The organism is Variovorax sp. Root318D1 (assembly GCF_001424835.1).
Classification (GTDB): Bacteria; Pseudomonadota; Gammaproteobacteria; order Burkholderiales; family Burkholderiaceae_C; genus Variovorax.
On the sequence record NZ_LMCQ01000005.1, the window covers coordinates 112,847 to 139,340 of the forward strand.

The 26,494-nt window shown below is 66.6% G+C and carries 27 protein-coding genes; 8 read left to right on the top strand and 19 right to left on the bottom strand.

Going from position 1 to position 26,494, the window contains the following annotated elements; all coding sequences use genetic code 11:
- Positions 1 to 9 precede the first annotated feature (9 nt).
- The 3 genes from ASC78_RS06465 to ASC78_RS06475 are packed head-to-tail and all read right to left on the bottom strand — an operon-like array spanning position 10 to position 1,840.
- Entirely contained in the window at positions 10 to 288 is a 279-nt protein-coding gene (locus ASC78_RS06465) for a hypothetical protein (RefSeq protein WP_055798129.1), read from the bottom strand.
- Complete coding sequence (locus tag ASC78_RS06470) at positions 285 to 1,277, bottom strand: glycerophosphodiester phosphodiesterase (RefSeq protein ID WP_055798132.1); 993 nt, start codon at positions 1,275 to 1,277, stop codon at positions 285 to 287. Before ASC78_RS06470 ends, ASC78_RS06465 begins: the two co-directional genes overlap by 4 nt.
- On the bottom strand, positions 1,274 to 1,840 hold the full coding sequence (locus ASC78_RS06475) for a DUF1439 domain-containing protein (protein ID WP_235505009.1): 567 nt from the start codon (positions 1,838 to 1,840) through the stop codon (positions 1,274 to 1,276). Before ASC78_RS06475 ends, ASC78_RS06470 begins: the two co-directional genes overlap by 4 nt.
- A gap of 169 nt (positions 1,841 to 2,009) precedes the next feature.
- Here ASC78_RS06475 and ASC78_RS06480 point away from each other — a divergent pair, with 169 nt between their 5' ends.
- Entirely contained in the window at positions 2,010 to 2,972 is a 963-nt protein-coding gene (locus tag ASC78_RS06480; protein ID WP_055798138.1) for a DUF72 domain-containing protein, read from the top strand.
- Positions 2,973 to 2,993: 21 nt separating this feature from the next.
- Here ASC78_RS06480 and ASC78_RS06485 read toward each other — a convergent pair whose 3' ends face one another.
- The 7 genes from ASC78_RS06485 to ASC78_RS06515 form a co-directional block, all read right to left on the bottom strand.
- Complete coding sequence (locus tag ASC78_RS06485; RefSeq protein WP_055798140.1) at positions 2,994 to 3,776, bottom strand: amino acid ABC transporter ATP-binding protein; 783 nt, start codon at positions 3,774 to 3,776, stop codon at positions 2,994 to 2,996.
- Complete coding sequence (locus tag ASC78_RS06490) at positions 3,760 to 4,413, bottom strand: amino acid ABC transporter permease (RefSeq protein WP_055798143.1); 654 nt, start codon at positions 4,411 to 4,413, stop codon at positions 3,760 to 3,762. The genes ASC78_RS06485 and ASC78_RS06490 overlap by 17 nt, the downstream gene beginning before the upstream one ends.
- A 17-nt stretch (positions 4,414 to 4,430) precedes the next feature.
- Positions 4,431 to 5,087 carry an amino acid ABC transporter permease gene (locus ASC78_RS06495; protein ID WP_055798146.1) on the bottom strand — a complete coding sequence of 219 codons (657 nt, stop codon included), beginning with the start codon at positions 5,085 to 5,087 and terminating at the stop codon, positions 4,431 to 4,433.
- Between the two features lie 34 nt (positions 5,088 to 5,121).
- Positions 5,122 to 5,922, bottom strand: a complete 801-nt coding sequence (locus ASC78_RS06500; protein WP_055798148.1) for a transporter substrate-binding domain-containing protein — start codon at positions 5,920 to 5,922, stop codon at positions 5,122 to 5,124.
- Positions 5,919 to 6,683, bottom strand: coding sequence for a GntR family transcriptional regulator (locus tag ASC78_RS06505; RefSeq protein ID WP_055798303.1), 765 nt, complete (start codon positions 6,681 to 6,683; stop codon positions 5,919 to 5,921). The genes ASC78_RS06500 and ASC78_RS06505 overlap by 4 nt, the downstream gene beginning before the upstream one ends.
- Before the next feature lie 112 nt (positions 6,684 to 6,795).
- Positions 6,796 to 7,755: a Bug family tripartite tricarboxylate transporter substrate binding protein gene (locus ASC78_RS06510; protein WP_157634400.1), complete on the bottom strand. Its 960-nt coding sequence runs from the start codon at positions 7,753 to 7,755 to the stop codon at positions 6,796 to 6,798.
- Between the two features lie 74 nt (positions 7,756 to 7,829).
- Positions 7,830 to 8,270, bottom strand: a complete 441-nt coding sequence (locus tag ASC78_RS06515; RefSeq protein WP_055798152.1) for an OsmC family protein — start codon at positions 8,268 to 8,270, stop codon at positions 7,830 to 7,832.
- Between the two features lie 222 nt (positions 8,271 to 8,492).
- Between ASC78_RS06515 and ASC78_RS06520 the strand changes: the two genes are divergently transcribed.
- Positions 8,493 to 10,193 carry a long-chain fatty acid--CoA ligase gene (locus tag ASC78_RS06520; RefSeq protein ID WP_055798153.1) on the top strand — a complete coding sequence of 567 codons (1,701 nt, stop codon included), beginning with the start codon at positions 8,493 to 8,495 and terminating at the stop codon, positions 10,191 to 10,193.
- Positions 10,194 to 10,269: 76 nt separating this feature from the next.
- The gene (locus tag ASC78_RS06525; protein ID WP_055798306.1) at positions 10,270 to 10,788 is read left to right on the top strand and encodes a thermonuclease family protein; all 519 of its coding nucleotides are present in this window, start codon (positions 10,270 to 10,272) and stop codon (positions 10,786 to 10,788) included.
- Positions 10,789 to 10,828: 40 nt separating this feature from the next.
- On the opposite strand, the gene ASC78_RS06530 is transcribed toward ASC78_RS06525, so the two are convergent.
- Complete coding sequence (locus tag ASC78_RS06530; RefSeq protein ID WP_055798308.1) at positions 10,829 to 12,175, bottom strand: NAD(P)/FAD-dependent oxidoreductase; 1,347 nt, start codon at positions 12,173 to 12,175, stop codon at positions 10,829 to 10,831.
- A 166-nt stretch (positions 12,176 to 12,341) separates the two neighbouring features.
- On the opposite strand from ASC78_RS06530, the gene egtB reads away from it, so the two are divergent.
- Together egtB and egtD are read left to right on the top strand one after the other, a co-directional pair.
- Entirely contained in the window at positions 12,342 to 13,592 is a 1,251-nt protein-coding gene (gene egtB, locus ASC78_RS06535) for an ergothioneine biosynthesis protein EgtB (RefSeq protein WP_055798156.1), read from the top strand.
- 3 nt (positions 13,593 to 13,595) lie between these two features.
- The gene (gene egtD, locus ASC78_RS06540) at positions 13,596 to 14,597 is read left to right on the top strand and encodes an L-histidine N(alpha)-methyltransferase (RefSeq protein ID WP_055798159.1); all 1,002 of its coding nucleotides are present in this window, start codon (positions 13,596 to 13,598) and stop codon (positions 14,595 to 14,597) included.
- A gap of 802 nt (positions 14,598 to 15,399) precedes the next feature.
- Here egtD and ASC78_RS06545 read toward each other — a convergent pair.
- From ASC78_RS06545 to ASC78_RS06555, 3 genes are all read right to left on the bottom strand, one after another.
- Positions 15,400 to 16,245: an ABC transporter permease gene (locus ASC78_RS06545; RefSeq protein WP_055798162.1), complete on the bottom strand. Its 846-nt coding sequence runs from the start codon at positions 16,243 to 16,245 to the stop codon at positions 15,400 to 15,402.
- Between the two features lie 3 nt (positions 16,246 to 16,248).
- Positions 16,249 to 17,196 carry an ATP-binding cassette domain-containing protein gene (locus ASC78_RS06550; protein WP_055798166.1) on the bottom strand — a complete coding sequence of 316 codons (948 nt, stop codon included), beginning with the start codon at positions 17,194 to 17,196 and terminating at the stop codon, positions 16,249 to 16,251.
- A gap of 92 nt (positions 17,197 to 17,288) precedes the next feature.
- Entirely contained in the window at positions 17,289 to 18,179 is an 891-nt protein-coding gene (locus ASC78_RS06555) for a LysR family transcriptional regulator (protein WP_055798169.1), read from the bottom strand.
- 116 nt (positions 18,180 to 18,295) lie between these two features.
- On the opposite strand from ASC78_RS06555, the gene ASC78_RS06560 reads away from it, so the two are divergent.
- Complete coding sequence (locus ASC78_RS06560; protein WP_055798172.1) at positions 18,296 to 18,952, top strand: glutathione S-transferase family protein; 657 nt, start codon at positions 18,296 to 18,298, stop codon at positions 18,950 to 18,952.
- Positions 18,949 to 19,917: a pyridoxamine 5'-phosphate oxidase family protein gene (locus tag ASC78_RS06565; protein WP_055798174.1), complete on the top strand. Its 969-nt coding sequence runs from the start codon at positions 18,949 to 18,951 to the stop codon at positions 19,915 to 19,917. Before ASC78_RS06560 ends, ASC78_RS06565 begins: the two co-directional genes overlap by 4 nt.
- Here ASC78_RS06565 and ASC78_RS06570 read toward each other — a convergent pair.
- Complete coding sequence (locus ASC78_RS06570) at positions 19,911 to 21,083, bottom strand: cytochrome P450 (RefSeq protein WP_055798311.1); 1,173 nt, start codon at positions 21,081 to 21,083, stop codon at positions 19,911 to 19,913. The genes ASC78_RS06565 and ASC78_RS06570 overlap by 7 nt on opposite strands.
- An 82-nt stretch (positions 21,084 to 21,165) precedes the next feature.
- Here ASC78_RS06570 and ASC78_RS06575 point away from each other — a divergent pair, with 82 nt between their 5' ends.
- The gene (locus ASC78_RS06575) at positions 21,166 to 21,870 is read left to right on the top strand and encodes an ArsR/SmtB family transcription factor (RefSeq protein WP_055798313.1); all 705 of its coding nucleotides are present in this window, start codon (positions 21,166 to 21,168) and stop codon (positions 21,868 to 21,870) included.
- Positions 21,871 to 21,879: 9 nt separating this feature from the next.
- On the opposite strand, the gene ASC78_RS06580 is transcribed toward ASC78_RS06575, so the two are convergent.
- The 4 genes from ASC78_RS06580 to ASC78_RS06595 all read right to left on the bottom strand — a co-directional run bounded on the left by ASC78_RS06580 (position 21,880) and on the right by ASC78_RS06595 (position 26,484).
- Positions 21,880 to 22,890, bottom strand: a complete 1,011-nt coding sequence (locus tag ASC78_RS06580) for a Bug family tripartite tricarboxylate transporter substrate binding protein (protein ID WP_200934275.1) — start codon at positions 22,888 to 22,890, stop codon at positions 21,880 to 21,882.
- 100 nt (positions 22,891 to 22,990) lie between these two features.
- Complete coding sequence (locus tag ASC78_RS06585; RefSeq protein WP_055798177.1) at positions 22,991 to 24,508, bottom strand: AMP nucleosidase; 1,518 nt, start codon at positions 24,506 to 24,508, stop codon at positions 22,991 to 22,993.
- A gap of 31 nt (positions 24,509 to 24,539) precedes the next feature.
- Positions 24,540 to 25,439 carry a hypothetical protein gene (locus tag ASC78_RS06590; RefSeq protein WP_055798181.1) on the bottom strand — a complete coding sequence of 300 codons (900 nt, stop codon included), beginning with the start codon at positions 25,437 to 25,439 and terminating at the stop codon, positions 24,540 to 24,542.
- A 28-nt stretch (positions 25,440 to 25,467) separates the two neighbouring features.
- Positions 25,468 to 26,484, bottom strand: a complete 1,017-nt coding sequence (locus tag ASC78_RS06595; RefSeq protein ID WP_055798184.1) for a hypothetical protein — start codon at positions 26,482 to 26,484, stop codon at positions 25,468 to 25,470.
- Between the last annotated feature and the right edge of the window lie 10 nt (positions 26,485 to 26,494).

A 26,494-nucleotide genomic window follows, 5' to 3' on the forward strand; every position in this document is an offset into this window, starting at 1 on the left:
GGGTTCTCCTCAAGACACGAGCTGTCCGCGGGCCTTGTCGACCCACACCTGCAGATTGTCGAGCAGGTCTTTCTGGCTGAATGAGCAGCTCTCCTCGCTGAAGAGCGCGCCCGATTCGAGCCGGTCGAGCAGGTTCAGCAGTACTTCTGCGTAGCGCGGCGGCAGGGCGCCGAGCAGGTCCGTGCTGGCGCGCGCTTCGTTCGACAGCACGGAGGCCGAGCCGCTGCCGCTTTGCAGCGCCGCGATGCGGCTGCCGAGGTCTTCGAGTTGCCGTGCGGCGGTGTTCATGACGCGGCCTTTCCGGGGGGCGGCAACGACAGGCCGCGTTCGCGCATCAAGTCGCGCAGCACATCGGGGTAGTCGGTAATGATGCCGTCCACGCCCCAGTCCATCAGCCGCAGCATGTCGGCGCGCTGGTTCACGGTCCAGGGCAGCACCTTGAAGCCGAAGCCTTGCGCCTCCTTGATGGCCGCCGGGGTCAGGTCGTTGTAGGCCGGCGACCAGATCACCGGGCCCTCGGACTTGCCTGCCGCAGCCTTGACCAGTTGCGGTGTGGAGGTGAAGTTGGCGCTATCCAGCCCGGCCGTCCAGCGGCTGTCCTTGAGCGTGCGCGCGCTGCTGAGATAGGCGCGCGGCAACTGCGGCGCCAGCTGGCCGACCAGCGCGAGCGTGCGCCAATCGAAGCTCTGGATGGTGACCCGGCCGCCCATCTGCGACTTGTCGATTTCGGCGAGCAGGGCGCGCACCATCGGCTCGGGCGCGGCGGTCTCCTCCGGCTTGGCCGGATCGATCTTGGTCTCGATGTTGAAGCGCACCGTGGCGGCCGCGGCGCCCCGTGCACGCACGTGGTCGAACAGGGCGGCCAGAGTGGGAATGCGTTCGCCGTCTTGCGGGATTTGCAATGCAAACTGCTTGCCGTAATTGCTCGCGGGATTGAGGCGGCCCACGTCGTAGCCCTGAAGCTGCGCCAGGGTGAGCGAGCGCACGGTGGCGCCGCTCTTCGGTGCGAGCCATGCGCCGTTCGCGTCCCGCGTGTGGTCGGGGTTGAGCGCAGTGTCGTGGGAGATCACGACCACGCCGTCGGCCGTCAGACCAATGTCGAGCTCGAGCGTGTTCACGCCCAGGTCGATGGCCTTCGAGAAAGCCGCCAACGTGTTCTCGGGTGCAAGGCCGCGCCCGCCGCGGTGGGCCTCCAGATCGAAGTGCTGCTTGGCCTTGGGGAGAATGGCCGCGCAGCCTGCAATCAGCAGTGCGGCAGCAAGCAAGGGGTATTTCATTTGAGCTGTACCTTGATGCCGTCGTCTTGCACCTTGATGTCGCCGATTTCGTAGGTCTTTCGGCCGACGGTGAGTTCTTCGGCGGTGAAGCTGCGCAGTATTTGGCCTTGCAGCAGTTCCTGGGCGACCACCGCGCCTATCTTCTGCAGCCTCTCGGCATCGCGGCCCTGCACGCCCTGCAACTCGAGGCGCTCGGCCTTGGGTTGGTCGAGCCGCAGCGCGCGCGTGGCAGCGTCGTAGCGCAACGCACTGCTGACCGAGACCACGCCCTGCACCGGCGATGCGGCCAAGAGGGGGCTCGCGATGGTCAGCGTGGCCGTGATGGCCGCGCGGTTGCCGCGCGCGTCCAGGCCCAGTTGCGGATCGCGCAGCCCGACCATGAAGATCTCGGCATAGCGTTCGGCCACCGGAAAGCGCTTGGCGATCTGCGCCTGCAATTCGTCGCGGGTTGCGGTGTATTCGCTCAGGAAGAAATTGAAACCTGCCAGCGCCGAAAGCGGCGATTGCAGGACCGTGGCGCCGAGCAGCGCGCGCAGCATCCAGCGGCGGGAGTTGAAGGGCATGGGAGGGATTTGCATACTTCTCGGAGCTTGCCACAGCCCGCGTGGTTCCAGCCAGCGGGTCCGGCGCGCTCGCGGGCTCCCCATGCTGCTATGCGGAAGGGAATATTTCCTACGCGCCGGCGCCCCCTGCCGAGCCACGTTCGGGGCTTCGGCAAGAAAAAGACGAACGATGCAGGGCGCCACGCGAATCGGAGTTTCTGGCTGGCGCTATCCGCCGTGGCGGGGGCGCTTTTACCCGAAGGGGCTGGCGCAGCGCCTGGAGCTCGATTTTGCCTCGCGCATGCTGCCGACCATCGAGATCAATGGCTCGTTCTATTCGCTGCAGCGCCCCGAGTCCTACCGGGCATGGCATGACGCGACACCGGACGATTTCGTGTTTGCGGTGAAGGGGCCGCGCTACATCACTCACAACCTGCGGCTCAAGGAACCGCGCACCGCGCTCGCCAACTTCTTTGCTTCGGGCGTGTTCGCACTCGGCTCCAAGCTCGGGCCGATCCTGTGGCAGCTGCCGCCGTACTTTGCCTACAACGCCGATCGCCTGGAGGAATTCTTCACGCTGCTGCCCCGGGACGGCCGTTCCGCGCTGGCGCTCGCGCGCCAGCACAGCGAAAAGGTCGGTGACGACCGTGCGTTGTTGAGGGTGCCCGCGAAACTGCGCCTGCGCCATGCACTGGAAGTGCGGCATGACAGTTTCGCGAATCCGGAATTCATCGCGCTGCTGCGCCGGCAGAAGGTCGCGCTGGTTGTTGCCGACACGGCAGGGCGCTGGCCGCTGCTCGAAGACCTGTGCGCCGACTTCGTCTACATGCGGCTGCATGGCGACAAGGAACTCTACGCCAGCGGCTACAGCGACGAAGCGCTCGATCGCTGGGCCGAGCGCATCGATGCGTGGCGCCACGGGCGCCAGGTCAAGGATGCCAGGCTGGCCGCGCCTTCGCGTCGATTGTCCGGTCGCAAGGGGCGCGACGTGTACTGCTATTTCGACAATGACGTGAAGGTGCACGCACCTTACGATGCCGCGCATCTGGCCACCCGGCTCGGCGTGGCCACCGGCCTCGGCCCCGACGACAACTTCGAGCCGCCGCCTGGCATGGCCGTGCGCAAGCGCACGAAGGCGCAGGCTCGCAAGTAGCGTGAGCGGTGGCTTGCCGCCTCAGTCGTGCAGCGACGAAAGAAACTGTTTGAGCTCGGCCGTCTGAGGATTGCCGAACATTTCCGCCGGCGGGCCCATCTCATGCACGCGGCCCTGGTGCATGAAGATCACGCGGTCGCTCACCTTGCGCGCAAAGCTCATCTCGTGCGTGACCATGAGAAGCGTCATGCCTTCATCCGCCAGGGACTCCACCACGCGCAGCACCTCGCCCACCAGCTCGGGGTCGAGCGCGGACGTAATCTCGTCGCACAGCAGTACGGCGGGCTCCATGGCGAGCGCGCGGGCGATGGCCACACGCTGCTGCTGTCCGCCGGAGAGCTGGTCGGGCATGGCGTCGAACTTCTCGGCCAGGCCCACGCGCTCGAGCAGCTTGCGCGCCTGCGACGCTGCCTCCATGCCGCCGCGCTTTTTCACCAGCGTGGGCGCAAGCATCACGTTCTTGCCGACCGAGAGGTGCGGAAACAGGTTGAAGCTCTGGAAGATCATGCCCACGCGTTGGCGCAGCTCGCGCATAGCCATGGCGCTTTCGTGCAGCAGGGGCTTGCCGTCGACGGTGAGCGAGCCCTCCTGGAACACCTCGAGCCCGTTGATGCAGCGCAATAGCGTGCTCTTGCCCGAGCCGCTCTTGCCGATGATGGCAATGACCTCGCCGCGCTTCACGTCGAGGTCGATGCCCTTGAGCACCTCGTTGGTGCCGTACGATTTGCGCAGCGCGGTTACGCGCACGATCGGCGCGGCGGAGGACGAGGCGGAAGCGGCGGGGGATTCAAGCACGGCGGCCATGGGATTTCCTCTCGAGGTTCTTGGCGTACAGGCTTACCGGGAAGCACAGCACAAAGTAAAGCAGCGCCACGCAGCTGAACACCACAAAGGGCTGGAAGGTGGCGTTCGAAATCATGCTGCCGGCCTTGGTGAGTTCGACGAAGCCGATCACCGAGGCGAGCGCGGTGCCCTTGATGACCTGCACCAGGAAGCCGACGGTCGGTGCGATCGCGATCTTCACGGCCTGCGGCAGGATCACATGGCGCATCTGTTCGGCAAAGCTCAGAGCCAGGCTGTCCGAAGCCTCCCACTGGCCCTTGGGAATCGAGGCCACGCAGCCGCGCCAGATCTCGGTGAGAAAGGCGCTGGTGTAGAGCGTGAGCGCCACGCTGGCAGCGGTCCACGCCGACACGTCGACGCCGAACAGCGCAATGCCGAAGTAGGCAAGAAAGAGCTGCATCAGCAGCGGCGTGCCCTGGAACAGCTGCACGTAGAGACCCACGGCGCGGTCCATGACGCTGCCGCCGCGCAAGCGCAAAAACAGCAACAGGCCACCTACAAGCCCGCCGCCAATAAAGGCGATGAATGACAGGACAACCGTCCAGCGCAGTGCCATCAGCAGGTTGCGCAGGATGTCCCAGAGAGAAAAATCGACCATGGTGTGGCTTCCTGCGTTCAGCGGCCGAAGAAAAATCTCGGCCCGGCCCAGTTGAGCAATTTGCGCAGCGCCACTGCCAGCGCCAGGTAGAGCAGCGTGGCGATGATGAAGGACTCGAAAGCACGGAAGTTGCGGCTCTGGATGAGGTTGGCCGCATAGCTCAGCTCTTCGGTGGAGATCTGTCCGCAGACGGCCGAGCCCAGCATCACGATGATGATCTGGCTCACCATGGCGGGCCACACCTTCTTGAGCGCCGGCGGCAGCACCACGCGGATGAACACCTGCACCTTGTTGAGCGCCAGGCTCACGGCCGCCTCGATCTGCCCCTTGGGCGTGGCCTCGATGCCGGCGCGGATGATCTCGGTGGAATAGGCCCCGAGGTTCATCACCATCGCGATGATCGAAGCCGTCTCGGGCGTGAGCTTGACGCCCGCGGCCGGCAGCCCGAAGAAGATGAAGAACAGCTGCACGATGAAGGGCGTGTTGCGGATCAGCTCCACGTAGCTACCAGCCACCCAGCGCAGCCACGTTGGCCCGTTGGCGCGCGCCCATGCGCAGGCCACGCCCACGGCCATGCCGATGACCGTCGCAATGGCCGTGAGGCCGACTGTCCAGGCTATGCCCTTGGCGAGCAGCCGCCAGTCGACGAGAACTGCACCGAAGTCGAATTCCATGGCGGCGCCTTTATCTGAGGTTCAGCGTGATGGGTCAGACGGGCAGATCGCCGGCTGCCTTGCCGAGCCACTTCTTGGACATGGCATCGAGCGTGCCGTCCTTCTTGGCCGCGGCGATGATCTCGTTGACCTTGGTCTTCAGTGCGGTCTCGCCCTTTGCCACGCCGACGTAGCAGGGGCTGTCTTTCAGCAGCAACTTGAACTCGGCGCTGACCTTCGGGTTCTTGGCGAGCATGTCGCCGGCCACCGCCGCGCTGGTGGCAACGGTCTGCGTCTGGCCGGCCACGAAGGCGGCGATGGTCGCGTTGTTGTCTTCGAAGCGTCGGTAGTCGACGTTGGGCGGCGCCACCTTGTTCAGTTCCTGGTCTTCCATGGCGCCACGCGTCACGGCGACGGTCTTGCCGGCCATGTCGGCAAAGCTGGTGAGCTTCATGCTCTTGGCCGCGTACACAGCCTGGAAGAAAGGCGCATAGGCCGAAGAGAACTCGATCACCTTTTCGCGCTCGGGGTTCTTGCCCAGCGTGGAGATCACGAGGTCGGCCTTGCGGGTCTGCAGGTAGGGGATGCGGTTGGCGCTGGTCACGGGCACCAGCTCGACCTTCACGCCCAGCTTGGCGGCGATGAGCTCAGCCATTTCAACGTCCAGGCCCTGCGGCTTCATGTTCTTGTCGACCGACCCGTACGGCGGGTAGTCGGTCGGCACGGCGATCTTGATGGTCTTGGCCTTTAGCACGTTGTCCAGGGCGTTCTGGGCCTGGGCGGTGCCCGCTGCAGCCAGCATGGCGACGGAAGCAAGCGCGAGCGTGAGGTGGCGTTTGGACGAAGAGAAGTTCATAGCAGGGCTCCTAGGTAAGTCGTTGAATCGGTGTCGTCGGGGGAGGGCACGGCTTTGCGCCGCTTCGGCTTGGCCGAGGTGTTTTGAAGCGGTGCCAGCGCATCGCGCAGTTGCGCGAGGGGGTCGGTGGGCGCCTGCACGCGCAGGGCCGACTGCACCGTGCCGATGTGCGCGGCCATCAATGCCTCGGCCGCGGCGTGATCGCCCCGTTCGAGTGCGGCAACGATCTGCACGTGATCTTCGCAGGACTGCACGGCATCGTGCGAAGACTGGTAGAGCATGGCGATCAGCGTGGTGCGCGCCGTGAAGTCGCGCAGCGTGTCGGCCAGGAGGGTGTTGCCCAGGCATTCGGCCAAGCACACATGAAAGTCGCCGAGCAGGAAGCTGCGGTTGCCGACGTCGTTTTCCTTCAGCGCGGTTTTTTCACGCTGGAGGTGCGCCTTCAACTGGCGCAGGGCGGTTTTGTCGATCTTGCCGGTGCTGCCCGCACTGCGGATAAGGCCCAGTTCGATGACGCGCCGGGCCTCGAAAGCTTCGCGCGCCTCGTCCTGGGAGGGTTCGATCACGAACCAGCCGCGCCGTGCGCTCACGGTGACGATGCCGCGCGCGGCCAGGCGGGTGAGCGCTTCCCGCACGATGGTGCGGCTGCAGTCGAACAGCATGGCAAGCTGCTGCTCGCCCAGGCGCGAACCCGGCGCGAGCTTTTGTGCCATCACCGCTTCGACGATGCGTGCACTGATTTCGGATGCGGAAATGGCCATAGCCTGCATACCAGCAGCTTTTATGCCAACTGGTATGCAAGATATGTGCACCGAAATGGGTCGCGGCTGCGCACAAGCCGCCCAAAATGCGGGCGTCGGGCCCGTCGTCCGTTCAGTCCATCCGGGCGCCCGAAGCCTTCACCGCCTTCTCCCAGCGCGGCGTTTCCGTGGCCAGGAAGCGCGCGAACTCCTCGCTGCCCAGGAAGGCCGGGTCCGCGCCCTGGCTCACCATGCGATCGCGCACCTCGGGGCTGGTCAGCACCTGGCGGAACGCTTCGCTGAGCTTGGCGACAACGTCCTTGGGTGTGTCCTTCGGGGCGAGAAAGCCATAGAAGCCCACCACCTCGAAGCCCTTGATGCCCGACTCGATGACGGTTGGCACGTCGGGCAGGGCGGGGTTGCGCTCGCGGCTGGTCACGGCCAGGGCGCGCACCTTGCCTTGCTTGTGGTAGTTGGCGGCTTGCGGAATCGATTCAGCCATGAACTGCACCTGCCCCGCCATCAGGTCGGTAAAGGCCGGCGCACTGCCGCGGTAGGGAATGTGCACCATGAAGATGCCGGTCGCGGTCTTGAACATCTCGGGCACCAGGTGGCTGATGCCGCCATTGCCGGCCGAGCCGTAGTTGACCTGGCCGGGCCGCGCCTTGGCGTAGTCGACAAACTGCTTGAGGTCTTGCACCGGCAGCTTGGGCGTGACCAAGAGGGCGAGGGGCTGCATCGCGGTGCGCGCGATGGGCACGAAATCGCGCTGCGTGTTGTAGGGCAGCTTGCTATAGAGCGCGCCGTTGATCACCGCCACGCCGGTGTTGGCCAGCAGCAGGGTGTAGCCATCGGCCGGGCTCTTGGCGACGGCGTCGGCGCCCACCGAGCCGCCCGCGCCGGGCTTGTAGTCGACGATCAGCGGCTGGCCGAGCACGGCCTGCAGCTTGTCGGTCAAAAGGCGCGCATGCTGATCGAGCGGACCCCCGGCCGGAAAGCCGATGACGACCTTGATGGGCTTGTCGGGATAGGCGGCCTGTGCATGGCCGCCGATGCCGAACGATGCGAACGACGCGATTGAAAAAGCCGCCATGATGGCGGCGCGGACCGGGTGGCGGTGGGCCATGGATCGTCTCCTCTTGTAGTGGAGACGATCATAAGCAGCGCTCAGCCGGCCAGCGTGGCCTTCAGCGTGATCTCCGGCACGCTGGCCAGCGCCTTCGACAGCGGGCATCCGGCCTTGGCGGCGGCCGCGATCTGGTGGAACTTGGGTTCGTCGAGCTTTGGCACGGTGGCGTCGAGCTCGAGCGCGATGCGGTCGATCTTGAAGCCTTCGCCGTCCTTGGCCAGGCGTACCGCGGCCTTGGTGTCGATCCTGGTGGCGGTGAAGCCCTCTTTCTCGAGCGCGAAGGCAAAGGCCATCGTCAAGCAGGCCGCATGGGCCGCACCGACGATCTCCTCGGGGTTGGTGCCGCGCTTGTCGTCCTCGAAGCGGCTTGCGAAACCATACGGGTAGTCCTTGAGCGCGCCAGTCTCGGTGCTGACCTGGCCCTTGCCGGTCTTGCCGGCGCCTTCCCAGTGAACGCTTGCGTGCTTGTCTGCTGCCATGAAATCTCTCCTTCATAGGGGTGACGGTGGGGAGCCGAAGGTTCGCGCGGAACGCCGGTCTTGTCTGTAGTCGCAGAGCGCGTGCGGTGCGGATCGCGACGTTGAAACAAATGGGCGTCGCCAAGGTGACGGTCCCGGGGGCTTCCCCGATGGGAGCGGCGGACGGGTCGCCTTAGGCTGCGGACTGTTCCTTTTTCTCTCCCTTCGACCGACTGCCCGACCATGCAACAACGCCCGCACTACAAGTTCTGGCCCAAGCGCCTTCCGCATTCGATCACCGTGCCCGCAACCTCGCTCTGGCACAACCTCGCGACGTCGGCGGCGCGCTATCCGGACAAGGCTGCGCTGGTGTTCTTCGGCCGCGTGGTGAACTACCGCGATTTCGCCGACGAGGCCGAGCGCCTGGCCGGCACGCTGCATGCGCTGGGCGTGAAGCGCGGCGACCGCGTGGTGCTGGACATGCAGAACTGCCCGCAGCTCGTGATCGCGCATTTCGCGATCCTGCGCGCCAATGCGGTGGTGGTGCCGGTTAACCCGATGAACCGGGCCGAGGAGCTCAAGCATTACATCGTCGACCCCGACGCCAAGGTGGCCATCACCACCGGCGACCTGGCTGGGGAGCTGGCCAGGGCCAGCAATGCGCTGCCAGCCGAGCAGCGGCTGTCGCACATCATCGTGACCCAGTTCACCGACGCCTTCGACGCCGATGCAACCGGCGACGATGCACCTGCACCCGCGTGGAAGGAGTGGCTCACCACGCGCCATCCCCTGCCCGAGCTGGCGGGCGGCAAGGCGATGGCCTGGACCGATGCGCTGGCCGCGGGCCATGCCGCGCCCGAGCACGTGGTGGGCGCCAACGACATGGCGCTGCTGCCCTACACCAGCGGCACCACCGGCCTGCCCAAGGGCTGCGTGCACCATCACTCGAGCCTCATGCACAACGCGGTGGCTGGTCAGTTCTGGGGCCAGGCGACGTCGGAAGCGGTGGTGCTGGCCGTGGTGCCCATGTTCCACATCACGGGCGTGGTGAGCATGATGCACACCTCTATCGTCGCGGGGGGCACGCTGGTCATCATGCCGCGCTGGGACCGTGACGTGGCCGGGCGGCTCATCTCGCGCTGGAAGGTGACGAGCTGGACCAACATCCCGACCATGGTGATCGACCTGATGGCCAGCCCCCACTTTGCGAGCTACGACCTGTCGAGCATCACCCACATCGGCGGCGGCGGTGCCGCCATGCCACAGGCCGTGGCGCAGCGCCTCTTCGAACAATACGGCCTCAAGTACCAGGAGGGCTACGGCCTCACCGAAACGGCGGCGCCATCGCACACCAACCCATCCGACAACCCCAAGCAGCAGTGCCTGGGCATTCCGTTCATGAGCACCGACGCGCGCGTGGTCGATCCCGACACGCTGGCCGAAATGCCCATCGGCGAATCGGGCGAAATCATCATCCACGGCCCCGAGGTGTTCCAGGGCTACTGGAAGCGCCCCGATGCCACCCGTGCCGCTTTTGTCGAGTTCGAAGGCAAGCGCTTTTTTCGCTCCGGCGACATGGGCCGCATGGACGAGGACGGCTATTTCTTCATCACCGACCGCCTCAAGCGCATGATCAACGCGAGCGGCTTCAAGGTGTGGCCCGCCGAGGTCGAGCTGCTGATGTTCCGCCATCCCGCCATCCAGGAGGCTTGCGTCATTTCCACCAAGGACAGCTATCGCGGCGAATCGGTCAAGGCCGTGGTGGTGCTGCGCGCCACGCACAAGGACACCACCGAGCAAGAGATCATCGACTGGTGCCGCGAGAACATGGCCGTCTACAAGATCCCGCGCAAGGTGCAGTTCGTCGATGCACTGCCCAAGAGCGGGAGCGGGAAGGTGATGTGGCGGCTGTTGCAGGAAGACGAGAACGGCAGCGTCGCGTAACAGCGGGTTCCAGCCCCGGCGCTCCTGCACTTCGCGCCGAGAATCCGTGCCTTTGATCGCCACGGTTTCTCCGCTCATGCGCTTGCGCTTTCTCTCCGCCATCTGCCTTGCGCTTCTGCCCCTGCTGTCGCACGCCGCCCCTCGAACCTGCCTCGTGGTCGGCATCAGCGACGGCGACACGCTCACCGCCCGATGTGGCCGCTTCGGTTCCTACGAAGAGGTCAAGGTGCGCATCGCCGCGATCGACGCACCCGAAAGATCGCAGCCGTATGGCCAACGAAGCCGGCAGGCACTGAGCCGCCTCTGCTATTTCGAGCAGGCCGTGATCACCGAACGCGACACCGACCGCTATGGCCGCACGGTCGCCGATGTGAGCTGCAAGGGGCACGACGCGGGCACCCATCAGGTCACTGAAGGCTGGGCCTGGGTGTACGACTTCAACGGAATCGCCACGCGGCGCGGCGGCGGATTGTTCAAGCTGCAGGAGAGCGCCCGCACGCAGCGCTTGGGGCTGTGGGCCGGTGCCAAGCCGACGCCGCCATGGGAATGGCGGCGTCGCCAGCGCGAGAGCGATTCGAGCGAAGCCCTGTTCTGAGCCCTGCTGCGGCCACCCGCTCCCAGGGGATGTGCCGCTGCTACGACTCGCTCCTGCCCTGCACGTCCGCCACCACGCGCGCATTGCGCTGGAAGCTCCAATAGGCGCTGGCCCAGTCCATCATCACCACGATGCGGTTGCGGAAGCCGATCAGGAAGTAGGCATGCGCGAACAGCCAGAAGAGCCATGCGAGCCGGCCGCTGAAGCGCAGCGGCCCGAAGGGCGTACCCAGGTCCACCACGGCAGAGTTACGGCCGATGGTGGCCAGGTTGCCGTAGTCGCGGTAGCGAAAGGGCACGGTAGGCTCGCCCTTGATGCGGCGCAGAATATTCGCGGCCGCCGCGCGGCCCATCTGCTTGGCGCCGGGCGACACGCCGGGCACGGGCTTGGGCGGCTTGCCGGGCGCATGGCTCAGGGCCGCCGCAAGGTCGCCCACCACGCTGATCTCGGGATGGCCGGCCAGGCTCAGATCGGGCTCGACCTTGATGCGGCCGGCGCGATCGCACTCGACCCCGGTCGCCTCGCCCAGCATGCGGCCGAGGGGTGACGCGGCGACGCCCGCCGCCCACACCACACAGCTGGTGTCGATGCGGTAGCTTGTGGCCGGCGCGCCGTCCGCACCCCCGCCTGTCTGCACTTCGAGCCCGGTGGCATCGATGGCCGTAACGCGGGCGTTGAGCCGCACCTCGACACCGAGCTTTTCCAGTTGATCTAGCGCTTTCTGACTGAGGCTCTCGGGCATGGCCTGCAGCACGCGCGGCCCGCCTTCGATCAGCAGCACCTGTGCGCTACCGGGGTCGATATGACGGAACTCGCCGGAGAGCGTGTGCTTGGCAATCTCGGCCAGCGTGCCCGCCATTTCGACACCGGTCGGCCCGGCGCCGATGACCGCGAAGGTGAGCAGGGCACGGCGGCGCTGCGGGTCGGTGGCGGTTTCGGCCGCCTCGAACGACATCAGCACGCGGCGTCGGATCTCGAAGGCATCGGCCAGCGTCTTGAGGCCAGGCGCGACGGGCGCCCATTCGTCGTGGCCGAAATAGCTGTGCGTGGCGCCGGCCGCGACAACCAGGTGGTCGTACGGGACGCGGTTTCCGTTGGCCAAATGCACCGCTTGTGCCGAGGTATCGATGGCGCTCACTTCGCCGAGCAGCGTGGTGATGCGCGGCTGCTGGCGGAACAGGGTGCGCACCGGCGCTGCAATCGATGGTGCGGCCAGCCCGGCGGTCGCCACCTGGTAGAGCAGGGGCTGGAACAGGTGGTGGTTGGTCTTTTCGATCACCGTCACGTCCACGTCGGCACCTTCGAGCTTGCGGGCGGCTTCGAGCCCGCCGAATCCGCAGCCGACGATGACGACACGGGGGCGGGCGGAGGCGTTGTTCGTTTGCATCGAGCGGATGATACGCAGGCGCCCTGCACGCCAGCCCATCTTGTGCCAAAGTGGCTCCCCCGCCGATCGGGCGGCCCACGCGGCACAGGGCAGGGCGGGCACTTGTCCTACGTGATGCGGCAACACCGATCGGCTACAAATTGCGGTTGACCCGACTGGAGACACCATGACGCTTTCCCGGCCGATCACCCAGGCGGCAAGCGCACTGCGCGACAGGTTCCGCGAAGTGCGCGCCGCCAGCCTGGCACTCGCCGCGCCGCTCTCCGCCGAAGACCAGTGCATCCAGTCGATGCCCGACGCGAGCCCGACCAAGTGGCACCTGGCGCACACCACGTGGTTTTTCGAGACCGTGCTGCTCCAGCCGCACGCCGCGGGTTACCGGCCGTTCGATACACGGTTTCATTACCTCTTCAATTCGTATTACGAGGCGCTCGGCCCGCGCCATCCACGGCCGCAGCGCGGGCTGCTCACGCGGCCCTCGGTGGACGAGGTGCATGCCTACCGCAGCCATGTCGATGAGGCGGTGCTGACGCTGCTCGACAGCGACATCGGCGACCAGGACTGGGCCGCCATCGAACCCATCGTCACGCTCGGCCTGAACCACGAGCAGCAGCACCAGGAACTCTTGCTCACCGACATTCTTCATGCGCTGTCATGCAACCCGCTGCTGCCGGCCTACAAGCCCGCCGCCGGGCCCGCGTTGCGGCTTGCTGCGGTGCCGCCGGCGATGCGGTGGCTTCCGCAGCCCGGCGGGATGGTGCAGGTGGGCCATGAAGGACAAGTCTTTGCCTTCGACAACGAGACGCCGCGCCATGCGGCGCTGCTGCAGCCCTATGCCATTGCCGACAGGCTGGTGAATTGCGGCGACTACGCGCAGTTCATTGCCGACGGCGGTTACCAGCGGCCCGAGCTCTGGCTGTCGGACGGCTGGTCTGCCGTGCAGGCGCAGGGTTGGCGGCACCCCGCGTACTGGATCGAGGCCAACGACCCGCGACTCGGAACCCAGCAGCAACAGGGCGGCTGGCAGGTCTTCGGCCTGCACGGCGTGCGGCCGATGGAAGCCGACGCACCGGTGTCTCAGCTCAGTTTCTACGAAGCCGCCGCGTACGCCGAATGGGCCGGCGCGCGGCTGCCCACCGAGTTCGAATGGGAGGCCGCTTTCGACGCGCCCGGCATTTCTCAAATGGCCGGCCATGTCTGGCAGTGGACGCGGTCCTCCTATGACCCGTACCCCGGGTTTCGGCCCATGCCCGGTATCGCGGCCGAATACAACGGCAAGTTCATGGTGGGTCAACTGGTGTTGCGCGGTGGCAGCGTCGCCACCCCGGCCGGGCACACGCGGCCCAGCTACCGCAACTTCTTTCCGCCGGCCGCGCGCTGGCAGTTCTCGGGGCTGCGGCTCGCGAAAGACGTTTGAATCATGCGCAATCCAAGTTCCTCGTCCTCCTATCCGTTTGCTTCCGCCGCGCAGCAGCAAAAGCGCCAGCCCATTGCGCCCGTGCCGCTTTCTGAGTTCGGCCGCGAGATGCAGGCCGGCCTGGCGAGCAGGCCGCGCCGGATTTCGCCGAAGTATTTTTATGACGCGGCGGGTTCGCAACTGTTCGACCGCATCTGCGAATTGCCCGAGTACTACCCCACGCGCACCGAACTGCGCATCCTCGGCGAATGCGCTACGGAAATCGCCGGGCAGATCGGTCCCGGTGCCGAGATCGTGGAGTTCGGCGCCGGCTCGCTCACCAAGGTACGGCTTCTGCTCGATGCGCTGGAATCGCCCCGGCGCTACCTGCCCATCGACATCTCGGGCGAACATCTGGAGGCCGCCGCCGAGCGGCTGAAGGCCGACTACCCGCAACTGGCGGTGCAGCCGATTGCGGCCGACTACACGATGCCCCTGGTGCTGCCCGCGCCACTGCCGGGCGCGGGCAAGCGCGTCGGCTTTTTCCCGGGTTCGACCATCGGGAACTTCGAGCCTGACGAGGCCCTGGCCTTTCTGCAACTCGCTGCGCGGATGCTGCGCGGCGGAGGGCTCCTGATCGGCGTCGATCTCGTGAAGGACCCGGACCGGCTGCACGCGGCTTACAACGACGCGCAAGGCGTGACCGCTGCGTTCAACCTCAATCTGCTGCGGCGCGCGAATGCCGAGCTCGACACCGATTTCGACGTTGACGGCTTTGCGCATGCGGCGTTCTACAACGCGCCGAAGCAGCGCATCGAGATGCATCTTGTGAGCCGCCGGGACCAGGCGGTTTCATTGAACGGTGAGCGGTTCGGCTTTGTTGAGGGTGAGACGATTCATACGGAGTACTCGCACAAGTTCACTGTGGAGGGGTTGAGGGCGCTGGCTGTGAAGGCGGGGTTTCGGCCTTTGGCGGTTTGGACGGATCCTGAGAGGCTTTTTAGTGTGCATTGGCTTGCGGCCTGACTTCTTCTTTTTTAGTTCCGAGGCCGGGACTCGCCCCGGCGGGCGACCTACTTTTCTTTGCTTCGCCAAAGAAACGTAGGCAAAAGAAAGGCGACCCCACTGTCTGCGACCCTYCGCTNGAGGCCGGGACTCGCCCCGGCGGGCGACCTACTTTTCTTTGCTTCGCCAAAGAAACGTAGGCAAAAGAAAGGCGACCCCACTGTCTGCGACCCTYCGCTKCGCTGCGGGCAACCTGCGGTGCTCGGGTTTCGCGGGGTCTCGCAGAACTCGCTTCGCTCARACAGCTGCGAGCCCTGATCCGCGAAACCCTGCGCTCCTCGGCGCATACAGAGGGGAGGGCAAACCACACGGGCCTTTGCTTCGCTCGGCCACCAGGCCACTGCGGCGCTGCGCGCCTCGGTGGTTGGTATGAGCCTGGGCTTGGGCTTCGGTATTGGCTGTTGGTCTTGGGGCCGAGCGAGAGCGAAGGCTGCCCGCTCCCACCCCTTCTGTATGCGCCGAGGAGCGCAGATGCAGGCGGGATCAGGGCCGCAGCTGTTTGAGCGAAGCGAGTTCTGCACCCCTTCTGTATGCGCCGAGGAGCGCAGATGCAGGCGGGATCAGGGCCGCAGCTGTTTGAGCGAAGCGAGTTCTGCGGACCCCCGCCGGAGTCGAGCACCGCAGGTTTCCCGCAGCGCAGCGAAGGGACGCAGACAGTAGGGGTCGCCTTTCTTTGCTTACTTTCTTTGCCGAAGCAAAGAAAGTGAGTCGCCCGCCGGGGCGAGACCCGGCCTCGGGAAAGAAAAAGAACCCGTAAAAACAGCTATCCCCGAAACCTCTTCCGAGTCAAAGCCAAAGCAATCCAAAAGGCCACAACCGCATAAACCGCCAACACTCCCCCGTGCAGCCACCAGTCCGTAGGCCACTGGTCCATGAACAGCGGCCTCACCAGCGCCACCGCAGTAGTCAGCGGCAACCAAGCCGCCACAGCCCGAACAGCAGAAGGCAATTGCTCCAGCGGAAAGAACACGCCACTTAAGAACATCATCGGCGTCATGAACAGCGTGAAGTAATAGGTGAAGAAGTCATACCCCTTCGCCAGCGCATTGAAGATCAGCGCAATGGACGAGAACGTGATGCCGGCCCCGATCAGCACCATCCATGCGACCACCAGCTTCGGACTGTGGCTGATCCCCAGCCCGAGCATCACGAAAAGGATCGCGGTCACGGTGAAGATCGACTTGAAGGCGGCCCACAGCATCTCCGCCAGCACGATGTCATCGAGCCCGACCGGCGCGTTCATGATGCCGTCCCAGGTTTTCTGCACGTGCATGCGCGAGAAGGCCGAGTACAGCGCCTCGAAGCTCGCGGCGTTCATCGCGCTCATGCAGATCGAGCCGCTCGCCAGAAAGAGGATGTAGGGCACCCGCGTTCCGTTGACCGACACCTCGCCGACAAGCGCGCCCATACCGTAGCCGAAGGCCACGAGCCAGATCAGCGGCTCGGCGATGTTGCCGATGAGGCTCGGGATCGCGAGCTTTTTCCACACCAGCAGGTTGCGCAGGAAAACCGGCCACCAGCGCAGCGAAAGCTCGGGCGCGCGCCATACCGAAGGCGGTGGCGGCGTGGCGCCGAGGGCCGTAGATGGTGTTGTCGTCGTCGTGTTCATGGATCAGCCCTCCTGGCGAATCTGCCGGCCCGTGAGCTTGAGAAAAAGGTCTTCGAGGTTCGCGGGCCGATGAAAGGTGCGCAGCCGGCCGTGCTGCGCCAGCGCATCGAGCAGGCGGCGTGCATCCTGCGTGTAGAAGAACACCGTCTCTCCGCTCACTTCCACGCGGGCCGCCATGGCCTTGAGTTCGGGCGACTCGGCCAGCGAGAGCGCGCCGTTGCCATACACCTCGACCACATCGGGTTCCAGGTGCTCGGCGATCAGGTCGCGCGGCCGTCCTTCGGCAATCTTTCGGCCGTGGTCGAGCACCAGCAGGCGCGAGCACAGGCGCTCGGCCTCGTCCATGAAGTGCGTCGTCAGGAGGATCGACTTGCCCTGCTGAAGCAGCACCTGCAGCCGCTCCCACATCAGGTGCCGCGCCTGCGGATCGAGCCCGGTGGTCGGCTCGTCGAGCAGCAGCAGCTTGGGGTCGTTCACCAGCGCGCGCGCCAGCGAAAGGCGCCGTCGCATGCCGCCCGACAGCTCGCCCGGCTTCGCATTCGCCTTGTGCGAGAGGGCGGCAAACTCCAGCAGCTGCGGTACGCGCTCGCTCGCCTGCGACTTGCTGAAGCCGAAGTAGCGGCCGTACACCACGAGGTTCTCGGCGCAGCTGAAGTCGGGGTCGAGCGTGTCGAACTGCGAGACCACGCCAAGCTGCGCCTTGATGGCGAGCGCATCGCGCGGCATTTGCAGGCCCAGCGCCGAGATCTCGCCGCCGTCGGGCATGGTCAGGCCCAGGCACATGCGGATCGTGGTGGTCTTGCCGGCGCCGTTCGGCCCGATCACGCCCAGGCATTCGCCGGGCGAGATCTCGAACGACAGGTCGTCGACGACGGTGGTGTCGCCATAGCGCTTCTGAAGATGGCTGGCGCGGAAAAGGGGGGTGGACGAAGAAGAGTAGGAGGATGGCACGCGGTCATTCTGGCCCAGGCGCGCGAAGCCTGCCGCCCACGCTTCAACCGATGGACAACGCTCGGGAGTTCGGGGCAGCAGGTGCGGGAGCCCTACATCCGCAAGCCGCTGAACTCGGTCTTCATCCAGTCGATGAAAGCCCGCGTGCGCGCCGGCAGCAGCCGCGCGTTCGGGTAGATCACGCTCACTGGCCGCGGTGGCGGTTCGTAGTCTTCGAGCACCAGCTTCAATCGGCCTTGCGCCACGTACGGCAACACCTGGTACGAGAAGAAAGTGCCAAACCCCATGCCCGCGGCGCACGCCTCCACGGCGGGCGCGAGGTGGTTGAACTCGAGCCGGTTGCTGGGCGTCACGCTCACGGTCTTGCCGCCCTCGTGGAACTGCCACTGCGGCGGCGCGTCGATGCGGCCGCGCACGCAGGGGGCGCCGGCAAGGTCGCGCGGGTGCCGCGGCGTGCCATGGAGCGCGAGGAACTCGGGGCTCGCCGCCACCACGCGCCGGATGGTGCCGAGCGTCTGCGCCACGAGCGATGAATCCTGCAGCGGGCTGATGCGGATGCCGATGTCGATGTTTTCCTCGAGCAGGTTCACCGTGCGGTCGTACAGCAGCACGCTGCAGCGCACCTTGTCGTAGCGCTTCATGAAGCGCGTGATGGCCGGCGCCACGTACATGTGGCCGAACAGCACCGGCGCGGTGATGGTGAGCAGGCCCGCGGGCTCGTGCGCCTCGGCCTTGAGCGCGAGGTCGGCGGCGTCGGCCGCGAGCAGCACCTCCCGCACGCTGGGCAAATAGTGGCGGCCTTCCTCGGTCAGCGAGAGGCGGCGCGTGGTGCGATGAAAGAGGCGCACGCCCAGGTGCGCCTCTAGTGCCGCGAGCGAGCGCACGACCGCGGGCAGCGAACTGCCCATCGATTCGGCGGCGCGGGTCAGGCTGCCCTGCTCGGCAATCTGCACGAAGGTCTGCATGGCTTTGAAGCGGTCCATGACCCAATTAAACCGGAAAAAGCAGCAGTCAAATTCAAGAATGGCTATTCATTCATTTGCCGCAAGAGAGAAGAATCGGGACACGCCATCAAACCATTGCAAAAAAGGACTTCTCCATGAACGCCGTTGCCAGCCTTCCCGCCCAACCGATCAAGCTCTACGGCAGCGCCATCTCGGGCCATGTGCACCGGGTGCGCTTGTTTCTCTCGATGCTCGGCTTGCCCTTCGAAAGCATCGAGCTCGACCTGAAGCAGCGCGCGAACCGCACGCCCGAGTTTCTGGCACGCAACCCCTTCGGCCAGGTGCCGGTGATCGAGGACGGCGAGGTCACGCTGGCCGATTCGAACGCGATCCTGGTCTACCTCAACGAGCGCTATGCCTCCGATCCGGCGCGCTGGATGCCGCGCGATCCGGTTGGCGCGGCGCGTGTGCAGCGCTGGTTCTCGGTGGCGGCGGGGCCGCTGGCCTATGGTCCGGCGGCGGCGCGCGTCATGGCGCTGTTCGGCCGCACCGACTCCGGCGAAGCTGCGACGCGCTCGCATGCGCTGCTGGCGGTGATGGAGATCCACCTGGCGCAGCTGCCCTTCCTGGCCGGCCCTTCCTCCACGCTGGCCGACATTGCGAACTACGCCTACGTGGCGCATGCGCCCGAAGGCAGCGTGTCGCTCGATCCGTATCCGCATGTGCGCGCCTGGCTCGCGCGCGTGGAGACCTTGCCCGGCTTCGTGCCGATGGTGCGCACGCCGGTCGGCCTCGCGGCGGCGGCATCATGATCGCCGCACCCTTCCACGCCGGCGAGCGCGCGCTGCAAGCCCAGACCGGCTGGCGCGATCGCATGGAGGCCGCGGGCCCGCGCGTGATCCGCGACTACATGCCCGATCAGCACCGCGAGTTCTTCGCGCAGCTGCCGTTCCTCGTGGTGGGCAGCCTCGATGCCAGCCTGCAGCCCTGGGCCAGCATGCTCGCGGCGCCTGCGGGGTTCGTACATTCGCCCGACGCCACGCACCTGCGCATCGATGCGCTACCGGCGGCCGGCGATCCGCTGACCGGCCAGCTCGCGCAAGGCGCTTCGCTGGGTCTCTTGGGCATCGAGCCCCACACGCGGCGGCGCAACCGCATGAACGGCATGGTCGAGTCGCTCGATGGCGCGGGCTTCACGGTCGAGGTGCAGCAGAGCTTCGGCAACTGCCCGCGCTACATCCAGGCGCGCGAACCCGTGTTTGCGGCTGCGCGCAACAACATCGGCGCGCCGGTGCAGCGGCTCGACAGGCTCGACCTGGCTGCCGAGCGGCTCATCGGCAGCGCGGACACGCTGTTCATCGCCACGGCGTACCCGGAAGAAGCTGCGGCCGGCGACGATGCCGATGCAAGGTCACACGGCGTCGACGTGTCGCACCGCGGCGGCCTGCCGGGCTTCATTCGCGTCGACGAAGGCGGCGTGCTCACGGTGCCGGACTTCAACGGCAATCGCTTCTTCAACACGCTGGGCAACCTGGTGGCGCATCCGCGCGCGGGCCTGCTGTTCATCGACTTCGACAGCGGCGAGCTCTTGCACGTGGCGGCCACGGCCGAGATCGTGCTGGACGGGCCGGAGCTCGCCCAGTTCGAAGGGGCAGAGCGGCTGCTGCGGCTGCATGTCGACCATGCATTGCGCCGGCCTGCCGCGCTGCCGCTGCGCTGGGGCGATGCCGAGCTGTCGCCGCACCTGGCGGGCACGGGGCGCTGGGCCCGTCAGTGAAAAACCGGAATGCGCGCGTTGGTTGAAGGGCGGTAGCTCCAGCCGCGTTCGCGCATCGCACCGAGATCGGGCGCACGACTCAGCAAAGCCTCGAGCCCCGCGGCCGCGAGCGTGCAGGCCAGCGCTTGCCCCGGACAGGCGTGCACGCCGTGGCCGAAGCCGAGATTACGGCGCCGTGCGCGCGAAAGCATGAAGCGGTCGGGGTCGGGGTTGAAGGCCGGGTCGCGATTCGCAGCCGCCAGCACGAGCAGCACCGCATCACCAGCCGCCAACGTCGTGCCTGCGATGGTGATGGGTTCGACGCAGAAGCGGCGCGTGTTCTGCACCGATGGGTTGTGCCGCGCGGTCTCCTCGACGACGGCCTGTAGTCCGACGCGCGTTCGTGCGGCTTCACGCAGCGAAGGCTCGCGCATCAACGCGATGAGGCTGTTGCCCAGCAGGCCCGCCGTCGCATCGCAGGTTTGCGATAGCAGGCCGACGAGGTTGGCAAGCAGCGAACGCGGAAGACGTGCGCCAGAATCGCTTTCGGCCAGCACCGCCGCGAGCAAGCTTCCGCGTCGCGGCGGCGTGCCCGCGGTCAAAGCCTCGAAGCGCGCCATGAGTTCGTTCGCTGCGACGCTGGCGGCTTGCAACTGGTCGGCGCTGGAGAGCGGCGACAGGCAGGCGACGAAATCGCGCATCCAGCGGTCGACCTGCGGCAGCGCCTCGTCGGCGAAGCCGAGCAGATGAGCCACCGCCCGCACCGGCATGGAGAACAGCGCATTGGACAAGGGTTGTGTGGGCACACCGCGCCCAACCTGCAAGGCCGCCGAATAAACGCTACCGAGGTCCAGCCCGGCCAATGCGCGTTGCAGCGCGGGGCGGTGCGCTTCGTGCGCGGCGCCATCGTTCATGCGCACCAGATGGCCGAACACCTCACCGGCCGGGCTGCCCAGGATGGCGCTCGGCACCGGTTCGGCGGCTGGCCGCACGCGCAGCGCGCCGTGCGCGAGCAGCAGCGACTCGATGACGTCGGCGCGGCTCGCGACCCACGCGCGCAGCGTATCGTTCCACACGAGCGGCAGACCCGCGCGGAGTTCGGCATAGAAAGGATAGGGGTCGATGTGCGTGACGGCGGCGACCGGGTCGAGAGGGTTGACGGCGGAAGAAGTGGAGCTCGGATTCATGGCCGCAGTGTGCAATCGAGGCCGTCGCCACACTTCGCCCGTGAACGAAGTGTGGATTGCGTCGGCGACTTACGATCGGCGCATGGACACGTCCTCCCAATCCTCCTCATCGAACGCCGATTTCCAGCTGGCCCGTTTGGCCGGCGCCATTGCCGAGCCCGCGCGCGCCCGCATGCTGAGTTGCCTGATGGACGGCCATGCGCGCACTGCCACCGAGCTCGCTGCGGTGGCCGAGGTGGCCGCTTCCACCGCCAGCGCGCATCTTGCACGCCTTAAGGAAGAGCGGCTGGTCGAGTTGCTGGTGCAAGGCAAGCACCGCTACTTTCGCCTGGCCGGCGACAACGTTGCCGCTGCGCTCGAGAGCCTCATGGTGGTGGCCGGCGCGCCGCGCGTGGCCGAGTTCAAGCCAAGCACACCAAGCCGGCTGCGCACCGCGCGCACCTGCTACGACCACATGGCGGGCACGGCCGGCGTCGCGCTGCATGACCGGCTGCATGCGCAGGGCTGGCTCAGCGGACTGCAGAGCGGTTCGTACGAGCTCACGCCCGAAGGTGCCATCGCGCTGGAGAGCCTGGGTGTCGAGATCGACGCGGTGCGCCGCTCGCGGCGGCGCTTTGCCTGCGCCTGCCTCGACTGGAGCGAGCGCCGTCCGCATCTGGGAGGTGCGCTCGGTGCGGCGTGGCTCCAGTTGTCGCTGCGCCGCGGCTGGGTGCGGCAGGCGCTTGATGGGCGCGAGCTGACACTCACGCCCAAGGCGCAGCGCGAGATGCCGGAGTTGTTCCCCTGAAAAGCCTCTTCAGGCCTTCAGTTTGAGCAGATAGATCATCGGACCGGCCATGGCCAGGTCCAGTTCGAGAAAGCTCTCGAAATCCTTGCCCGCCATCCAGTACGCATCCCAATTGTTGCGCTTGATGGTCTTTTGCCAAACGTCCGCGGTGGTGGCGCGGTGCACGGCTTCGAGCAGCACGGCCTTGCGTTCCGCGGGCACCTTCTTGCCGGTGAGCACACCGCGCCAGTTGGCAAGGTCGGCGTCCACGCCCTGCTCGCGCACCGACGGAATGCCGAGAAACGGCCGCTTCGACGACACGCCGATGGCGCGCAGCTTGCCGCTGGCGAGGCTCTCGCTGAATTCGCTGAAGCCCGAGATTCCCGCCACGGCCTTGCCGGTGGTGAGCGCCTCCACCACCTGGGCGCCGCCGGGGTAGGGCTGATAGGCCAAGTTGGCGGCGTTGCCGGCCACGCGGGCCAGCATGCCGGCGTACATGTGGTCCACGCCCCCCGCCGAGCCGCCGGCGATCACGGTCTTGGCCGCATCGGCGCGCAACTGGGCGATCAGGTCCTTCGGCGTCTTGATGGGCGAGTCGGCCTTGACCGCCACCACTTCGTAGTCGCTGGTGAGACGCGCGACGGGCGCGACCTGCGCCATGGTGACGGCCGGCTTCTGCAGCGCCACCGCACCGACCATGACCATGCCGCTCATCAGCAGCGTGTCGGGATCGGCATCGTATTTTTCGACGTACTTGGCCAAGCCGATGGTGCCGCCCTTGCCGCCAATGTTTTCGTACGCCACCTCGCCCGCTGCGCCCGAGGCCAGCAGCGCCGCGCCGAGCGCGCGGCCGGTCTGGTCCCAGCCGCCGCCTTCATTGGCCGGAATGACGATGCGCAGCTTGGAGACGAGTTGCGGCTCGGCTGCCCCGGCGGCACGCGGCCACAGAGCGGCGTGCCCGGCGCCCGCGACGGCGGCCGCGCCCGCCATCCATGCGTTGAAATTGCGGCGTGAAAGGCCCGCGAGCGACGAACGAGGCATTTTGTTTCCAGTTGTTCAGAATAGTAACTGAATGATCCACGCGAATTGCGTCGCCTGCCTACACCTGGAAGTAGGTGAAAACCCTAGGAAGTGCCAACTATTACTGAAAAGCGACCTCCGCGAAGCTGCGCAGCTTGCGGCTGTGGAGGCGGGTCGAGCCCTGTTCGCGAAGGATGTCGATCGCCCGCATGCCGATGCGCAGGTGCTGCTCCACGCGTTCGCGGTAGAAATGGTTGGCCATGCCCGGCAGCTTGATCTCGCCGTGCAGCGGCTTGTCGCTCACGCACAAAAGCGTGCCGTAGGGCACCCGGAAGCGGAAGCCGTTGGCCGCGATGGTGGCGCTTTCCATGTCCAGCGCCACCGCGCGGCTTTGGCTGAAGCGGCGCTGCGGCTGGTTGCCGGGCAAAAGCTCCCAGTTGCGGTTGTCGGTGCTCGCCACCGTGCCCGTTCGCATGATCTTCTTCAGGTCGGGCCCTTCGTAGCGCGTGACGTCGGCCACCGCTTTTTCCAGCGCGAGCTGGATCTCCGAGAGCGCAGGGATCGGCACCCACAGCGGCAGCTCCTCGTCCAGCACGTGGTCCTCGCGCACATAGGCGTGGGCCAGCACGTAGTCGCCCAGTTGCTGCGCGTTGCGCAGGCCCGCGCAGTGGCCCAGCATCATCCAGGCGTGCGGTCGCAGCACGGCGATGTGGTCGGTGATGGTCTTGGCATTGGCCGGGCCGACGCCGATGTTCACCATGCTGATGCCGCTGCAATCCTCGCGCACCAGGTGGTAGGCCGGCATCTGCGGCAGGCGCGGCGGCGCCGTGCCCTGGCTGCCGTCGAGCAGCGATCCGTAGTTGGTGCTTGCGCCCGCGGGCAACCCGCGCCGGCGCGTAATCACGTTGCCGGGCTCGATGAAGGCGACGTATTCGCTGTTTTCGTCGGCCATGGCCTCATGCCCGAGGCGCACGAACTCGTCGATGTAGAACTGGTAGTTGGTGAACAGAACGAAGTTCTGGAACCACTCGGGCGCCGTGCCGGTGTAGTGGCGCAGGCGGTGCAGCGAGTAGTCCACGCGCGCGGCCGTGAAGAGCGACAGCGGCTGCGCCTCGCCAGCCTGCGCCTCGTAGGTACCGTTGGCAATGCCGTCGTCCATCACGCCGAGGTCGGGCAGGTCGAACACGTCGCGCATCAGCGCGCGCCGCTCCTCGCTCATCGTGCCTTCGATGTGGTCGTTCTCGGCAAACGAGAAGTGGATGGGAATCGGTTGGGTACTGGTGCCGACCTCAATGTCGACCTGGTGGTTCTCCAGCAGAAGGCGGAACTGGTCGAGGTAGTAGTGCGAGAAAAGATCGGGCCGCGTGAGCGTCGTTTCGTAGCGGCCCGGGCCCGCCACGAAGCCGTAGCTCAGGCCCGCGTTGGCCGGCGGCGTGTGGCGCGACACGGTGTGCGTGTGCACCCGAACGAAGGGGTAGCAGGCCCGCACGCGCCCCGGCAGCGCCTCGCCAGCGACGAAGCGCAGCATCGACTCGCGCAGGTGCGCCAGGCCGGCCTGGTAGATGGCCCTGACCTGTTCGAGAGCGGCGGCGGCGTCGGTGAAGCGGGCGGGAGCGACGAAGGTGGGCATGTAAGGCATATCGGCATTGTGCAATGCCAACGCGGCCTTATCAGTTCGTATCGCCGCGCCAATAGGCGCGCAGCAAGGAGCCCGCCATGGCTGGCTCGCGCTGCAGGACGAGCTGCGTCTTGCGCAGCACCATGTCGCAATAGAGGGCCGGATGCGCTTCGCGCCACGCCGGGTCCTTGGTGCGGACGGCGTCCTCGCCGAACTCGCCCTGCATCTGATCCATCACCCGCCGGTATTCCATCTGCAGAGCCTGCAGTTCGACGTGCGGGTCCTTGCGGACGGTGTCGTGGCGCATGCCTTCCGAGGCCGAAGCGTAGACATCCGCGACCGCTTTCAGGAAGGCGGCACTGCTCTCTTCGCTCAGCACCGGCCCCGAAAGCGGATGCGGCGTTCCCGGCACGAGATGCAGCGTGCGGACGCAGTTCTGTGGATCGAACGCCTTCATCTGCTGCAGCACGTCGCGCATAACGTGGGTCCACATCACGGCCGTGGCCTGGTCGGCAAAACCCAGGCGCTCGCGGGTCAGCGCTGCGAACACCGGCCGGATGCGCACGAAGGCGTCGGCGACGCTCGCCCCGCCGGCGACCTCCTTGCCGAGCGCCGCCTGCACCGTGACCAAGTCGCTCGGCGAATATTTATCGATAGCCTGGTACGCAATGTTCTCGTGCAGCTGCTCCTGAAGCTTGACCTCGGGATTGATGCGCGACTGGACCGAGGGCAGCCGGCTGATGCCCCAGGTCGCGGCCGCAAAGATGGCCAGGAACAAAAGGAACTGCCGCACCAGGCTGCCGTCTTCGGGCGACTGGCCGCGGTTCGAGACGCCCACGACCACGCCGGCAATCACCGCGCACACCGGCAACAGCATCAGCACGACGGCGTAGCTCAGCCACAGGCTGGCCTGCTGGCCGACGGGGATGGCGAACATGCTGTGGCCGCTCATCGGCGTGCTCCGGTTTTCTGGGTCTTCTTCATGATGCCTTGGCCCCCAGCAGGCCCACGCGCCAGCCGGCGCCGCGCAGAAGGCGGGTGGTCTTGCTGCTCAGGTAAAGCAGCGCAATCAGGTTCACCAGCGGCACGAAGGCCAGCACCATGAACAGGACCTTGATCGTTGTGCCATGGCCCAGCCCGGAGCAGATGCGCACGATGCCGAACAAGCTCACCGCGGCCGTGGCGATGTACAGCGCCGAGGCAACCAGCGGCGGAATCGACCCTCCCCGCGCGGCAGCCGACAGCACGAAGTTCGCGATGAGGCAGTAGATGACCAACTTCTGCCCGCCGGCGACGAGCGAGAGCGGCAGCTCCTCGTCGTCGTGCGCTTGGGCGGCTTCGGGGTCCCGCGGGCGGACACCTGGCCTGGCCCGGCTTTCTGCCGCGGACGCCGTCGCAGGCGCTGCGGCGGGCAGGGCGCCAAGGACTTCCCAGCCACGCGCGCTGAAGAGGTACAGCAGGCCCGACACCCGGTGCTCGCCCGCCGCATCGTGCAGGCGTGAAGCCATGCGCGTGAGTTCTTCCGTTGAGGCGCTGTCGCCGGCATCTGCGAAGAAGAGGCTGCCGCGCCGCGGAATCGCCGCCACCACGCCCTTGGGGAAAGCTTGCAACTGGGTGCGCCAGAAGCCGCGGTCCAGCAGGTAGCTGGCGTCGGTGTCCGCGTCGCCACGACCCGTGAACTGGTAGACCCCCTGGCCGAACAGCGCATGCTTGGGCGCACCGCGTGCGCGGCGCGTGTTCACCGCGACCTGCGTCATCGCGAGTTCGGGCGTGAGGTTGAGGCGTTGCAGGTCGGCCTCCTTGGCAACCGCCTGGGTGCCGTCGGGCGCCGTGAACATGAAGCGCAGCTGCATGTCGCCCAGGTAGTCGTAGACAGCCGGTGGGTCGTCGCCTGCGACGGCCGGCGCGCCCAGTGGCCCGGTGCGCTGCTCGCTCCCCTTGCCGCGCTGGAACGCGACAGACAGGTTTTCGCGCAGGCGAAGGGCGGAAACGCTCATGGCAGAGACC

Bases quoted from the DNA above. Each gene is read 5' to 3' on its own strand.
- ASC78_RS06465 (WP_055798129.1), bottom strand. From the start codon at position 288: ATGAACACCGCCGCACGGCAACTCGAAGACCTCGGCAGCCGCATCGCG.
- ASC78_RS06470 (WP_055798132.1), bottom strand. From the start codon at position 1,277: ATGAAATACCCCTTGCTTGCTGCCGCACTGCTGATTGCAGGCTGCGCG.
- ASC78_RS06475 (WP_235505009.1), bottom strand. From the start codon at position 1,840: ATGCCCTTCAACTCCCGCCGCTGGATGCTGCGCGCGCTGCTCGGCGCC.
- ASC78_RS06480 (WP_055798138.1), top strand. From the start codon at position 2,010: ATGCAGGGCGCCACGCGAATCGGAGTTTCTGGCTGGCGCTATCCGCCG.
- ASC78_RS06485 (WP_055798140.1), bottom strand. From the start codon at position 3,776: ATGGCCGCCGTGCTTGAATCCCCCGCCGCTTCCGCCTCGTCCTCCGCC.
- ASC78_RS06490 (WP_055798143.1), bottom strand. From the start codon at position 4,413: ATGGTCGATTTTTCTCTCTGGGACATCCTGCGCAACCTGCTGATGGCA.
- ASC78_RS06495 (WP_055798146.1), bottom strand. From the start codon at position 5,087: ATGGAATTCGACTTCGGTGCAGTTCTCGTCGACTGGCGGCTGCTCGCC.
- ASC78_RS06500 (WP_055798148.1), bottom strand. From the start codon at position 5,922: ATGAACTTCTCTTCGTCCAAACGCCACCTCACGCTCGCGCTTGCTTCC.
- ASC78_RS06505 (WP_055798303.1), bottom strand. From the start codon at position 6,683: ATGGCCATTTCCGCATCCGAAATCAGTGCACGCATCGTCGAAGCGGTG.
- ASC78_RS06510 (WP_157634400.1), bottom strand. From the start codon at position 7,755: ATGGCGGCTTTTTCAATCGCGTCGTTCGCATCGTTCGGCATCGGCGGC.
- ASC78_RS06515 (WP_055798152.1), bottom strand. From the start codon at position 8,270: ATGGCAGCAGACAAGCACGCAAGCGTTCACTGGGAAGGCGCCGGCAAG.
- ASC78_RS06520 (WP_055798153.1), top strand. From the start codon at position 8,493: ATGCAACAACGCCCGCACTACAAGTTCTGGCCCAAGCGCCTTCCGCAT.
- ASC78_RS06525 (WP_055798306.1), top strand. From the start codon at position 10,270: ATGCGCTTGCGCTTTCTCTCCGCCATCTGCCTTGCGCTTCTGCCCCTG.
- ASC78_RS06530 (WP_055798308.1), bottom strand. From the start codon at position 12,175: ATGCAAACGAACAACGCCTCCGCCCGCCCCCGTGTCGTCATCGTCGGC.
- egtB (WP_055798156.1), top strand. From the start codon at position 12,342: ATGACGCTTTCCCGGCCGATCACCCAGGCGGCAAGCGCACTGCGCGAC.
- egtD (WP_055798159.1), top strand. From the start codon at position 13,596: ATGCGCAATCCAAGTTCCTCGTCCTCCTATCCGTTTGCTTCCGCCGCG.
- ASC78_RS06545 (WP_055798162.1), bottom strand. From the start codon at position 16,245: ATGAACACGACGACGACAACACCATCTACGGCCCTCGGCGCCACGCCG.
- ASC78_RS06555 (WP_055798169.1), bottom strand. From the start codon at position 18,179: ATGGACCGCTTCAAAGCCATGCAGACCTTCGTGCAGATTGCCGAGCAG.
- ASC78_RS06560 (WP_055798172.1), top strand. From the start codon at position 18,296: ATGAACGCCGTTGCCAGCCTTCCCGCCCAACCGATCAAGCTCTACGGC.
- ASC78_RS06565 (WP_055798174.1), top strand. From the start codon at position 18,949: ATGATCGCCGCACCCTTCCACGCCGGCGAGCGCGCGCTGCAAGCCCAG.
- ASC78_RS06570 (WP_055798311.1), bottom strand. From the start codon at position 21,083: ATGAATCCGAGCTCCACTTCTTCCGCCGTCAACCCTCTCGACCCGGTC.
- ASC78_RS06575 (WP_055798313.1), top strand. From the start codon at position 21,166: ATGGACACGTCCTCCCAATCCTCCTCATCGAACGCCGATTTCCAGCTG.
- ASC78_RS06580 (WP_200934275.1), bottom strand. From the start codon at position 22,890: ATGCCTCGTTCGTCGCTCGCGGGCCTTTCACGCCGCAATTTCAACGCA.
- ASC78_RS06585 (WP_055798177.1), bottom strand. From the start codon at position 24,508: ATGCCTTACATGCCCACCTTCGTCGCTCCCGCCCGCTTCACCGACGCC.
- ASC78_RS06590 (WP_055798181.1), bottom strand. From the start codon at position 25,439: ATGAGCGGCCACAGCATGTTCGCCATCCCCGTCGGCCAGCAGGCCAGC.
- ASC78_RS06595 (WP_055798184.1), bottom strand. From the start codon at position 26,484: ATGAGCGTTTCCGCCCTTCGCCTGCGCGAAAACCTGTCTGTCGCGTTC.